The sequence below is a fragment of the Gordonia sp. L191 genome (assembly GCF_030077625.1).
GTDB lineage: Bacteria > Actinomycetota > Actinomycetes > Mycobacteriales > Mycobacteriaceae > Gordonia > Gordonia polyisoprenivorans_A.
Genome location: NZ_CP125996.1, coordinates 3855859 through 3868060, shown reverse-complemented (window position 1 = coordinate 3868060; position 12202 = coordinate 3855859). Strand labels below are relative to the sequence as shown.

11 protein-coding genes are annotated in these 12202 nt (G+C 67.6%); 8 read left to right on the top strand and 3 right to left on the bottom strand.

Annotation, left to right across the window (positions count from 1 at the left end):
- Window positions 1-41 precede the first annotated feature (41 nt).
- From QNM97_RS17510 to QNM97_RS17485, 6 genes are all read left to right on the top strand, one after another.
- The gene (locus QNM97_RS17510) at window positions 42-449 is read left to right on the top strand and encodes an ArsR/SmtB family transcription factor (protein WP_283823239.1); all 408 of its coding nucleotides are present in this window, start codon (window positions 42-44) and stop codon (window positions 447-449) included.
- On the top strand, window positions 443-937 hold the full coding sequence (locus tag QNM97_RS17505; RefSeq protein WP_283823238.1) for an SRPBCC family protein: 495 nt from the start codon (window positions 443-445) through the stop codon (window positions 935-937). Before QNM97_RS17510 ends, QNM97_RS17505 begins: the two co-directional genes overlap by 7 nt.
- Window positions 934-1512 carry a TIGR03086 family metal-binding protein gene (locus QNM97_RS17500; protein WP_283819593.1) on the top strand — a complete coding sequence of 193 codons (579 nt, stop codon included), beginning with the start codon at window positions 934-936 and terminating at the stop codon, window positions 1510-1512. The genes QNM97_RS17505 and QNM97_RS17500 overlap by 4 nt, the downstream gene beginning before the upstream one ends.
- 81 nt (window positions 1513-1593) lie before the next feature.
- Complete coding sequence (locus tag QNM97_RS17495) at window positions 1594-3933, top strand: ArnT family glycosyltransferase (RefSeq protein ID WP_283819592.1); 2340 nt, start codon at window positions 1594-1596, stop codon at window positions 3931-3933.
- A gap of 199 nt (window positions 3934-4132) precedes the next feature.
- Window positions 4133-5602, top strand: coding sequence for a sigma 54-interacting transcriptional regulator (locus tag QNM97_RS17490; protein WP_283819591.1), 1470 nt, complete (start codon window positions 4133-4135; stop codon window positions 5600-5602).
- A gap of 78 nt (window positions 5603-5680) precedes the next feature.
- Window positions 5681-7666, top strand: a complete 1986-nt coding sequence (locus QNM97_RS17485) for a vWA domain-containing protein (RefSeq protein WP_283819590.1) — start codon at window positions 5681-5683, stop codon at window positions 7664-7666.
- On the opposite strand, the gene QNM97_RS17480 is transcribed toward QNM97_RS17485, so the two are convergent.
- A complete protein-coding gene (locus tag QNM97_RS17480; RefSeq protein ID WP_283819589.1) occupies window positions 7640-8206 on the bottom strand; it encodes a hypothetical protein in 567 nt (188 codons plus the stop codon). The genes QNM97_RS17485 and QNM97_RS17480 overlap by 27 nt on opposite strands.
- Window positions 8207-8310: 104 nt before the next feature.
- Between QNM97_RS17480 and QNM97_RS17475 the strand changes: the two genes are divergently transcribed.
- Window positions 8311-8970, top strand: coding sequence for a DUF1707 SHOCT-like domain-containing protein (locus QNM97_RS17475; RefSeq protein ID WP_283819588.1), 660 nt, complete (start codon window positions 8311-8313; stop codon window positions 8968-8970).
- Window positions 8971-8983: 13 nt separating this feature from the next.
- Here QNM97_RS17475 and QNM97_RS17470 read toward each other — a convergent pair whose 3' ends face one another.
- Window positions 8984-9619 carry a TetR/AcrR family transcriptional regulator gene (locus QNM97_RS17470; RefSeq protein ID WP_283819587.1) on the bottom strand — a complete coding sequence of 212 codons (636 nt, stop codon included), beginning with the start codon at window positions 9617-9619 and terminating at the stop codon, window positions 8984-8986.
- 85 nt (window positions 9620-9704) lie between these two features.
- Here QNM97_RS17470 and QNM97_RS17465 point away from each other — a divergent pair, with 85 nt between their 5' ends.
- The gene (locus QNM97_RS17465) at window positions 9705-11204 is read left to right on the top strand and encodes an MFS transporter (RefSeq protein ID WP_283819586.1); all 1500 of its coding nucleotides are present in this window, start codon (window positions 9705-9707) and stop codon (window positions 11202-11204) included.
- 38 nt (window positions 11205-11242) lie between these two features.
- Here QNM97_RS17465 and QNM97_RS17460 read toward each other — a convergent pair whose 3' ends face one another.
- Window positions 11243-12175, bottom strand: a complete 933-nt coding sequence (locus QNM97_RS17460) for an AEC family transporter (RefSeq protein WP_208794819.1) — start codon at window positions 12173-12175, stop codon at window positions 11243-11245.
- Between the last annotated feature and the right edge of the window lie 27 nt (window positions 12176-12202).

Here is a 12202-nt window from a genome sequence, read left to right as displayed (position 1 = left end):
TCGTATTCAACCGAACGGTTGAAGAAAGGGGATTGGCTCCGGTGTCCGACGAGTTGTCCAAGATCTTTGCAGCGCTGGCCGATCCGACCCGGCGCGACATGGTGGCCCGGCTCGCGGTGGGCGACGCGACGGTCAGTCAACTCGCCGAACCCTACGACGTCAGCATCCAGGCGGTGTCCAAGCATCTGAAGGTGCTCGCCGACGCCGGGCTGGTGACCCGAACCCGTGAGGCACAGACGCGCCCGGTGCATTTGGAAGCAGAGGTGTTCGACCTCATGACCAAGTGGATCGAGCGGTACCGCCGACGTGCAGAGGAGCGCTATACGCGCCTCGACGCCGTGCTGGCGGAGATGAACGACGGTCCGGCGGCAACCGCCGGCGGCACCGAGAAAACCCGGAAAAGCAACCCGAAGAGAATCAACACCGACACGAGAGGACAGGCATCATGACCACCAGCACCCGTTATCCCGAAGCCGCGATCGAGGCGGACCCGAAGGTCCCCGTCATCCGGATCACCCGCGACTTCCGTGGTACCCCTGCGCAATTGATGAAGGCGCACATCGATCCCGACCTCTTCGTGCGCTGGGTCGGCCCCGACGCGATCTCCAGCCGCATCATCGAGTGGGATGCTCGCGACGGTGGCAGTTGGCGGTACGTCTCCACCCACGACGGCCAGGAATTCGGTTTCCGCGGCTGCTTCCACACCGTCGCGGACGACAAGATCGTGCAGACCTTCACCTTCGAGGGGATGCCTGATCAGGTGTCGCTGGAGACCTTGTGGTTCGAGGACCTCGGCGACGGTCTCACCCGGTTGCATGCCCAATCCCTGTGTGACAGCTTCGAAGCGCGTGATGGCTGGCTCGCCTCCGGCATGGAGGTCGGCGTGAACGAGGGCTATGCCGGCCTCGACCGCATGCTCGCCGCCGGTGAGCTGTGAGCAGCGGACTCGCCGAACTCTCCGCCTCGGACCGTCACCGCGACGTGGCTGCCGGATTCGCCGAACACGCTGCGGCGGTGAAGGACTGGGACGCGCCGACGCCGGTGGATGGATGGGTGGCCCGAGACGTGGTGGCGCACCTCGTCGACTGGTTCGCGGCGTTCCTGGCGGCAGGCGACGTCGAGTTGCCCGCGGGCCCATGGGTCGCCGACGATCCCGCAGCGGCATGGGATGCCCGGTGTGCGGCGGTACAGCAACTCCTCGACGGCCCCGACGCGGAGGCGACCTTCACCCACCCGATGGTCGGGGAATTGCGCCTGGCCGATGCCGTCGACCGGTTCTACACCACCGACATCTTTCTGCACACCTGGGATCTCGCCACCGCCGCGGGTCGGGATCCGCAGCTGGACACCGACTTCGCCGCTCAGGTCCATTCGGGCATGCAGGGCATCGAGGACATGCTCCGGTCGTCGGGACAGTACGGTCCGGCGGTGCCGGTACCCGCCGACGCCGATCCCGTCACCCGGCTCGCGGGCTTCATCGGGCGCGACCCGGCGTGGCGTCCAATCGGGTGAAACCGACACGGCATCCCCGGCGAATACGACATTCTCTCAACTCCCGCAAAGGAACTAGGTGCCTCACAGCAAGCTGACAGCTTGCCCACACCGGAAAGCCAGTGCATCCGGCGCACGATCATCATCGTGACCGCAACCCAACCCGGTGTCGCTCCGTTCGACACCACTGCGAATGATGCTCCGAGCAGCCGCCATCGAGGATCCGATCTGTCGCTTTCCGCGGATTCGACGCTGCCTCCGGCCACCGCGCGCGACCGGCTGTGGCTGGCAGCACTCCTCATCGCCACGGCCGTCCTCTACCTGTGGAACATCACGACCAATCAGTACGGCAACACCTTCTATGCCGGAGCGGCGTGGGCCGGGTCGCGCAACTGGGAGGCGCTGCTGTTCGGTTCGGTGGACCCGTCCAACTTCATCACCGTCGACAAGCCGCCGGTGTCGCAGTGGGTGATGGGCTTGTCCGGCCAGATCTTCGGGTTCTCCTCGGCGAGCATCCTGATCCCCGAAGCCCTCATGGGAGTGGCCGCCGTCGCGTTGATGTATGCGATGGTCACCCGCGTCGCCGGCCGGTCGGCCGGATTGATCGCGGGCCTCGCGCTCGCGATCACCCCGGTTGCGGCGATGATGTTCCGGTTCAACAACCCCGACGCCGCGATGGTGCTGCTGATGACCGCAGCGGCCTACTGCACCCTGCGTGCGACCGCGCGCGGATCGGCGCGGTGGCTCGCTTTGGCCGGTGTCGCACTGGGATTCGCGTTCCTGGCCAAGATGCTCGAAGGCCTGATGGTGCTGCCCGCGCTCGGCGCGGTCTACCTCGTCGCGGCCCCGCCGACGTTCTGGCGGCGTATGTGGCATCTGGTGATTGCCGCTGTGGCACTGGTGCTCTCGGCGGGCTGGTATGTGGTGCTGACGCTGCTGTGGCCGGCCTCGTCGCGGCCTTATCTCGCCGGCTCCACCGACAACAACTTCATGAACCTCGTCATCGGCTACAACGGACTCGAGCGTGTCGAAGGCCGAAGTGGTGGCGGTGGTGCCCACGGCAACCCGGCCAATGCGATCGCCGACTTCGCGCGTGAGAACCCGCAACTGGCAGAGCGTTTTGGTGGTGGCGGCGCCGGTGGCCGCGGTGGATTCGGCGGCGGAATGTTCGGCGCCCAACCGGGCATCACGAGGTTGTTCACCGGCGAGTTCGGTGCCGAGATCTCATTCCTGTTGCCGACCGCACTCATCGCGCTGATCGCCGTCCTGGCATTACGTGGGCGTCGTCCCCGCACCGACCTCGTGCGCGCGGCAACCCTGCTGTTCGGTCTGTGGCTGCTCGTCGACGGACTGGTCCTGTCGTACATGAGCGGTATCGCGCACCCGTACTACTCGCTGGCGATCGCTCCGCCCATCGCCGGACTCGTCGGTCTGGGCGTCCACCAAACCTGGACTGCACGTGACGCTTCGGTGAGCTGGCAGCGCTACACCGCCCGCTTCGGTCTGGCCGCGATGATCGCCGCGGGAGCCATCTGGTCGTTCGTGCTCCTCGATCACGAGCCGAACTGGCAGCCCTGGCTGCGGTGGGTGGTACTCGTCGCGGGCATCGTCGCCGCCGTGCTCGTCGCATTGCCGTCGACCTTCGGACGTCGGATCGCGCTGGCGGTGGGCGTGCTCGGCATGATCGGCATCTTCGCGGCGCCGGCGGCATATGCGATCACCGGCGACACCATCTCCCACACCGGCGGCAGCCCGTCGGTGCTGCCCGAACGCAGCACCGCAGGCGGGCACGGCGGATTCGGCGGCACGACACACTCCGGCCGGGCCGGTACCGGGTCGTCGGGTAGCCGTGCAGGCGGATTCGGTGGGTTCGGCGGATTCGGCGGTGGCTCCACGACCTTGCCCACCCAGCTCCAGACCATGCTGCAGAGCAGCCATGCACGCTGGGCGGCGGCGGTGTCGCGGACCAGTTCCGCGGCAGGGGTCGAACTCGCCGCACACGTGCCGGTGATGGGTGTCGGCGGATTCTCCAACGACCCGGCGCCGAGCCTCGCGCAATTCCAGAAGTACGTCGCCGACAAGGACATCGGCTACTACCTCGCCCCGGAGACCTCGTCGCAGAACGGCAGCGCCAATGCGGAGCTGATGAGCGCCATCACCAAAGCCTTCGGCGGCACCGGTTTCGGCGGCGGACGGTCCTCGGTGACCACTCAGATCCAGCAGTGGGTGGAGGCCAACTTCCACGGCACCACGATCGGCGACTACACGGTCTACAACCTCACCGTGGCGCCGTCACCGCAGCCGGCGTCGACGACGACAACGGCGAGCACGACCACCGGGTCGGCCACCTCCGGGTCGGCAACTCCTGGCTCGACCGCCCCGACCGCCGGCTTCGGCGGCCACCGCACCGGCCGGCACCACACCACTACCACCACCGGGTAGCCGGACCTCTCCGACAGCGCCCGTCCCCACCGCCGACAGCGCTCTTCCCGCCGCCCACAGCGCTCGCCGAAGCGCTGTCGGCGAGGTGGAGGGCGCTGTCGGCGAGGTGGAAGGCGCTGTCGGCGGGCTGGCGAGCGCCGTCGGCGAAAGCAGGGGCGCTGTCGGCGAACCGGGCGCGACTGCGGCTCTCCGGCGTACCGTGGATGAGGTGGCAGAAGACTTCACATCCGGGGATTTCACGACCGACGCCCCGACCGGCGGTTCAACGACCACCGAAACCCGTCATCCCTCTCCTCGCACCCTTGGTGAACTGCGTGCAAGCGGTCATGTGCAGCGCAGCATCCGCGACGAGATCCGCAACAACCTGCTGACCGCGCTGCGCGAGGGCCGCGATGCGTGGCCGGGCATCGTCGGGTTCGAGGCGACGGTCATCCCGCAGCTCGAACGTGCGCTGCTCGCCGGACACGACGTCGTCATGCTCGGCGAACGCGGTCAGGGCAAGACCCGCATCCTGCGCACCCTCGTCGGCCTGCTCGACGAGTGGACGCCGGTGATCGCCGGCTCCGAACTCGGTGAACATCCCTACGAGCCGATCACCCCGGCATCGATCCGCAAGGCCGCCAACCTCCTCGACGACCTGCCCATCGAATGGCGCCACCGCAACGAGCGCTACAGCGAGAAGCTCGCCACCCCGGACACCTCGGTGGCCGACCTCGTCGGCGACATCGACCCGATGAAGGTCGCCGAGGGCCGCAGTCTCGGTGATCCGGAGACCATCCACTTCGGGCTCATCCCGCGCGCACACCGCGGCATCGTCGCCATCAACGAGCTCCCCGACCTGGCCGAACGTATTCAGGTGTCGATGCTCAACGTGATGGAGGAACGCGACATCCAGGTCCGCGGCTACACGCTGCGCCTGCCGTTGGACGTGCTCGTCATGGCCAGCGCCAACCCCGAGGACTACACCAACCGCGGGCGGATCATCACTCCGCTCAAGGACCGCTTCGGCGCCGAGATCCGTACGCACTACCCGATCGAACTCGACGACGAGGTCGCCGTCATCGAGCAGGAGGCCGACCTCACCGCCACGGTGCCGACCTTCATCACTGAGATCCTCGCGCGGTTCACCCGCTACGCCCGCGATCACCCGTCGATCGATCAGCGTTCGGGTGTGTCGGCGCGGTTCTCGATCGCCGGCGCCGAGACCGTGGCCGCGGCGGCGCTGCATCGCGCGGCCGTCACCGGCGAAGAGGTGCCGGTGGCCCGCGTCGTCGACCTGGAATCGGTGATCGAGGTGCTGCGCGGCAAGATCGAGTTCGAGTCCGGCGAAGAGGGACGTGAACTCGAGATCCTCGAGCACCTGATGCGCAAGTCCGTCGCCGACACGGTGCGCGCCCATCTCGGCGGCATCGACATGGCGCCGCTGGTGTCGGCGTTGGAGGCCGGTGAGCTCGTGGTCACCGGTGACCGGGTGCCCGCCGCGGACTTCCTCGGCTCCCTGCCGTCGCCGGAGACCACCGCGCCGGTGATCGACGAGATCGCCGAACGACTCGAGGCCGGCTCAGATGGAGAGCGGGCCAGCGCCGTCGAACTCGCCCTGGAGGGACTGTTCCTGGCGCGACGCATCGGCAAGGAAGCCGACGAGTCGGGGCAGACGATCTACGGCTGATCACCCGCCGATCCACGCATTCCTGCGATTTACGGCCGGGCACCGTCCCGGCGGATTCGACCAACTCCGGAGAAACCCATGGTGCAGAAGAACTTTCACCGATCCCGGTATCAGCGCTACACCGGTGGGCCGGATCCGTTGGCGCCGCCGGTGGATCTGCGGGAGGCGCTGAGCGAGATCGGCGACGACGTGATGGCCGGCGTCAGCCCGCAGCGGGCGCTGCAGGAGTTCCTGCGACGCGGGTCGCAGGACATGCGGGGTCTGGACAAGCTGCGCGAGCAAGTGAACCGGCGGCGTCAGGAGCTGCTCAAGAAGCGCAACCTCGACGGCACCTTCACCGAGATCCGTGAACTCCTCGACCGGGCGGTGCTTAACGAGCGCAAACAACTCGCCCGCGACCTCGACGACGACGCACGGTTCGCCGAGATGCAGATCGGCAGTCTCCCGGCCTCCACGGCGCAGGCCGTCGAGGAACTCTCCGATTACCAGTGGCGCAGCCCCGAGGCGCAGCAGGACTACGACAAGATCAAGGACCTCCTCGGCCGCGAACTGCTCGATCAGCGTTTCGCCGGGATGAAGGAGGCGCTCGAGGGCGCCACCGACGCCGACCGGCAGCGGGTGTCGGAGATGCTCTCCGACCTCAACGACCTCCTCAACGCCCACAACCGCGGTGAGGACACGTCGCAGGCGTTCGACGAGTTCATGGACAAACACGGCGAGTACTTTCCCGAGAACCCGCGCAACACCGAGGAACTCATCGATTCGTTGGCGCAGCGGGCTGCCGCGGCCCAGCAGTTCTACAACTCGCTGACGCCTGAGCAGCGGGCCGAACTCGATCAGCTCGCGCAGCAGGCATTCGGGTCTCCGGATCTGATGAGTCAACTCGCACAAATGGATTCGGCGCTGCGGCAGGCGCGGCCGGGGCTCGACTGGGACAACGCCCAGGAGTTCTCCGGCGATCAGCAGATGGGCCTGGGGGAGGGGGCCACGGCACTGCGCGACATCTCCGAACTCGAGGCGCTCTCCGAACAACTGTCCCAGCAGTACGCCGGCGCGCAGATGGACGACATCGACATCGACGCACTGGAACGGCAACTCGGCGAGCAGGCCGGCGTCGACGCCCGCACCCTGCAGGAACTGGAGAAGGCGCTGCGCGAGGAGGGCTTCTTCGACCGGACCGCCGACGGCCGACTCCGCCTGAGCCCCAAGGCGATGCGTCAACTCGGGCAGGCGATCTTCCGGGACATCGCCGACCAGATGGGCGCGCGTGGCGACCGCCAGACCCGCAACAGTGGTCTGCTCGGCGAGCCGACCGGCTCGACCCGCGAATGGGCCTACGGCGACACCGACCCCTGGGATGTGTCACGCACCGTCGCCAACGCCGTGTTGCGCACTGCCGCAGAAGGACATCCGACCAGCGACCTGCATCCGGGTGTGCGGATCGACGTGCGCGACGTGGAGGTCGCCGAGACCGAGGCGCGCACACAGGCCGCGGTGGTGCTGCTCGTCGACACCTCGTTCTCCATGGAGATGGAGGGCCGCTGGACTCCGATGAAGCGCACCGCGATTGCGCTCAATCATCTGATCTCGACCCGATTCCGCAGCGACGAACTGCATCTCATCGCGTTCGGCCGTTACGCCCGGTCGATCGAGATCGCCGAACTGACCGGGTTGCAGCCGCGGATGGAGCAGGGCACCAACCTGCATCACGCGCTGTTGCTGGCCGGTCGGCATCTGCGTCGGTTCCCCAATGCACAGCCGGTGGTGCTCGTCGTCACCGACGGTGAGCCGACCGCGCACCTCGATCCCAGTGGTGAGCCGTTCTTCTTCTATCCGCCGCACCCGCAGACCATCGCATTGACCGTCCGCGAGCTCGATCACGTTGCCCGCCTCGGCGCGCAGGTCACGTTCTTCCGGCTCGGCGAGGATCCCGGGTTGGCGCACTTCATGGATCAGATCGCCCGCCGCATCGGGGGCCGGGTCATCGCCCCCGACGTCGACGGTCTCGGCGCGGCGGTCGTCGGCGACTACCTGCGCTCACGCCGGGGGCCACGGCGGGGCTGACGGCGCAGTGGGTGATGCGCCCGGGGGTGTACGCCGCCGGCCGATCAGCCACAGGACGAGACCGGTGATCGCGACGGCCAGACCGAAGACGCCGCCGAAGACCGCGAGCAGGATGCCGCCGATGCCGGAGAACAGCCCGCCCACCGACACCGGTGGGGCGCCGACGACGTAGGAATCGCCGCAATCGAGCGCGTACACACCGCTGCTGGTGATCGCATACTGGGCGAAGGACCGGACCGTGGTGTTCCGGTAGGTGAACGAGTACGTCGAATTCGACTGTCGGCGTTCGGCTCCCGGGTCGTTGACGGCGCACGACGGCAAGGCGTCCTCGGCGGCGTCGGACTGTGTTCCCGGCGCGTAGAGCACCAGGGTGTCGCCGGCGTCGAGGTGGTGTGTCGCCGACCCCCGGATCTCGAACGCCTCCGCCGACGTATCGGAGACCTTCGACAGCCCGATCACCGCGATCGGAATGCCCGCGCCCAGGCTGACGACCACCGCGATCATGCCGAGCCACATCAAGACCTTGCCCACTCGCCGCATGGCCCGATCGTGCCAGATCGCGGGCGCTCCGGTGGCGATCTCAGGGTCGGATCTCAGGGTGTTCACCAATGTCGGGGACGGCTCGTGCGGCCTAGTCTGAACGGGTGAGCACTGCAGAGGACCCGACCTACGACGACGACCGTCGATCGCGGATGCGCGCCGCCGACGCCGATCGTGAACTGGTGCACGAGATCTTGTCGGCGGCGATGGAGCAGGGCAGTCTGACCCCCGCCGAGTACGAGGAGCGAGCGGGAAAAGCGGTGATGGCCAAGACCTTCGGTGAGCTCGACGCCCTCACCGACGATCTTCCGGTCACCCAGCTGGGGGTGGCGCTACCGGAGCCCGACGCGCCGTATCCCTCGACGGTGACGACCGGGAGCGGTCGCGAACCGATCCGCAGCCGTCTGGCGATCATGTCGGGCAGCGAGCTGAAGGGACAGGCGGCCGTCGCCGATCAGCTCTCGGCCACCGCGATCATGGGCGGGGTGGAGATTGATCTGCGGGAGGTCGAGTTCACCGCACCGCATCTGACGATCGAGTGCGTCGCCATCATGGGCGGCATCGACATCACCGTGCCGCCGGATGTGGCCGTGGAGGTCGGCGGTGGCGCCGTCATGGGCGGATTCAGCAACAAGGCGTCGGGTCCGGGGGCGCCGGGCGCACCCACCATCCACGTCACTGGCTTCGCGCTGATGGGTGGGGTGGACGTGAAACGCAAAGAGCGCGGCGAGAAGTCGCGTAAGCCCTGGCAGTGCCAGCACTGAGGCGAACGCCGCGTCAGCGCATCCGCCCGTAGATCATCCGGCCGATTGTCTGGGTGAGAGCGTCGAGGATGTGCGCATCACGCGCGTCGTCGGGGTCGGCAAGTGCGAGTTCGGCGAGCCGCCCGTCACGCACGATGGCGACGAGGGTGGCGAGTTCGGCAGCGGCCGGCCCGTCCGGGGCGAGGCCGGCAGCGCGGTCGCGCTCGATCTTGGCGGCGAGCCTGGCCACGAAGCGTTCCCTCGCGCGGCCGAGGAATTCTTGGAGCGGTGGATAGTCGGACTGTCCCGATTGCGCCGCGCACGCGAGGATCGGGCCGTTGTCGCGCCAGAGCGCGGCAACCGCTGCCAGCTGGGCGCGCAGGCCGTCGAGGTCGGGGCCGTCGGAGTCGAACCACTCATGGGTGCTGGTGAATTCGTTCCAGATCTGTTCCATCAGCGTGGCCAGGACGGCCTGCTTGGACGGGAAATAGAAGTAGAAGCTCGTGCGGGAGATCCCGGCCGCCGAGGCAATTTCGTCGATGGTGACCTGGCCGATCGGCCGATGCGACAGCAGCCGCCGGGTGGCGTCGAGGATCTGCTCCTCGCGTCGGTCGCCCTTGGTCGGGGCGCCGCGCCGACGCCCCGCAGGCGCGGTCTTGGCGGAACTCATGGGTTCATCGTAGGGAACGGAACATAATCGACGTCACGTCGATCGAAATCGACACCATGTCGAGTTTTGTTCTATGGTGGTCGGCATGTCTTCTCCGACCACCCGGCGTCCGGTGTTCCCGGCGCTCGTGATCGTCGCCGCTGCGGCGTCGGTCCTGCTGCTCTCGATGATCCAGACCCTCGCGGTGCCCGCACTGCCGCAGATCGGCGAGCAGCTCGACGTCTCGCTGACCACGGTGGGCTGGGTGACCACCGCGACGATGCTCGCCGCGTCGGCGTTCACCCCGCTGCTGGGTCGCCTCGGTGACGTCTACGGTCACAAACGCGTGATCCTGGCCGCGCTGGCGTTGACCCTGGCCGGCAGTCTCGTTGCCGCGCTGGCCGATTCGATCGAGGTGCTCATCGTCGGACGAGTCCTGCAGGGTGCGAGCTTCGGCTTGTTCCCGCTGGCCATCAGCGTGCTGCGCGAAGAACTCCCGCGCGAGCGACTCACCGCCGCCATGGCGATCACCGCCTCGGCGCTCGGCGTGGGCAGCGGGCTGGCGTTGGTGGCGACGGGGCTGCTCACCCGCGACGACGCCGACTATCGCCGCATCTTCTGGCTATGTGTGGCGATGACCGTGGTGGTGATCGGTCTGATGCTCGCCGCTGTTCCGAACCGTGCGGGATCGGGTGGACGCGTCGACTATGCGGGCGCTCTGGTGTTGGCGATCGGACTGGTGTGTCTGCTGTTGCCGACCTCGCAGGGCCACGACTGGGGGTGGGGATCGGCGCGGGTGATCGGACTCTACGTCGCCGCCGTCGTCGTCCTCGTCGGATTCTGGGTCCTGCAATCGCGCCGGGCGACGCCCCTGGTGTCGGTGGATCTGCTCAAGCACCGCGCGGTGCTCGCGACCAACACCGCCTCGCTGTGTGTCGGGTTCGCGATGTTCAGCGTGTTCCTCGGGGCCACCTACTTCGTGCAGACCCCGGAACTGTTGGCGGGCTACGGGTTCGGTGCCTCGGTCCTGCGGACCAGCGTGGTGTTCATGCTGCCCGCGGCGATCGTGTCGATCCTCGTCGGACCCATCGCCGGACTGCTCGTCGCCCGCAGCGGACCGCGCGTGGTGCTGCTCGGCGCGGGGATCGTCGGGGTCGTCGGCATGATGATGCTCACCGTGCTGCACGACAACACCGGGGAGATGATCGGCGGCCTGATCGTCGCGAATGTGGCTGTGGCAGCAGCATATGCGGCCATGCCGGCGCTGCTCGTCGCCAACGTGGAGCCACAGGAGACCGGGATCGCCAATTCCATCAACTCGATCATGCGGACCGTCGGCGGCGCGGTCGGCAGTGCCGTCATCATCACCGTGCTCGCCGCCGAGGTGGCGGTGCACTCGGTGCACGGCGTGCCGGTGGCGTTGCCCACCGAGAATGCCTACCGGGTGGCGTTTCTGCTGGGCGCCGGGGCGTTCGCGCTCGCCGCGGCGTTGGCGGCCTTCGCCATTCCGCGCGGCGGGCACCCGATGAGCGCCCATCAGCGCGAGGAGGAGATCGCCGTCGGCGCCGCCGGAGAGTTCTCGACGGCATCGGTGTCACTCGACTGATTGGTGTCACTCGACTGATTGGGGCGAAACCCCGGTGATCAGGCCAGGAGCCACGCGATGATCGCGATCGCCGGGATCGACGCGAGTGTGGTGATCAACGCCGTGTCGCGGGCGAGTACCTGACCGCGCCGGTATCGGGTGGCGTAGACCAAGACGTTCTGCGCGGTCGGCAGGGCGCCGATCACGGTCTGCGCGAACAGTTTGTGGCCCTGCTCGCCGAAGCCCCAGCGGGCGATCACATAGACGAGGACCGGCATCGCGATGGTCTTCAACACGGTCGCGAGCACGATGTCGCGACGTGGGCTCTGCCCCTTCTTGAACACCGTCACCCCGGTCAGCGACAGGCCGAAGGCGAGAAGGGCTCCCGGCACCGAGGCGTTGCCCAGCATCTTCAACGGCTCCAGGATGGCCTGTGGTGGCGTCCATCCGATCGCGGAGATGGCCACCCCGAGCACGCCGCCGATGACGATCGGGTTGGTCAGCGGCAACACGACCGCATCACGGAACGGGTGACCGGTTCCGCGTTCCAGCGCGGTGAGATCCAGTGCGGTCAACGCGATCGGCGAGTAGATGAGGATCTGGAAGAGCAGCAGCGGCGCGATGAACGACGCGTCATCGAGCACGAAGATCGCAATCGGCACACCGAGATTGACGCTGTTGACATACGACGACGACAGTGCGCCGATCACCAGATCGGGAGTCGGTCTGCGCAACAACACCTTTGCGACGACGAAGTACAGCAGCCCGATGATCAGGGCACTGCCGCCGGCGATGACCAGGGTCGAGGAGAACACGACCGACAGGTCGGTGGTCACCAGCGAATAGAACAGGAGCGCCGGGGTGGCGACGAAGAAGACCAGCCGGGAGAGCACCTCGTGGGCATGTTCACCGAGCAGCCCGGTCCGGCCCAGGAGGAATCCGACACCGACCATGATGAAGATCGCGGTGAAACCGGAGACGACGCCTGACACCCGGACGAGTGTATTGCCGCGCAACCG

Bases quoted from the DNA above. Each gene is read 5' to 3' on its own strand.
- QNM97_RS17485 (WP_283819590.1), top strand. From the start codon at position 5,681: ATGGTGCAGAAGAACTTTCACCGATCCCGGTATCAGCGCTACACCGGT.
- QNM97_RS17480 (WP_283819589.1), bottom strand. From the start codon at position 8,206: ATGCGGCGAGTGGGCAAGGTCTTGATGTGGCTCGGCATGATCGCGGTG.
- QNM97_RS17470 (WP_283819587.1), bottom strand. From the start codon at position 9,619: ATGAGTTCCGCCAAGACCGCGCCTGCGGGGCGTCGGCGCGGCGCCCCG.
- QNM97_RS17465 (WP_283819586.1), top strand. From the start codon at position 9,705: ATGTCTTCTCCGACCACCCGGCGTCCGGTGTTCCCGGCGCTCGTGATC.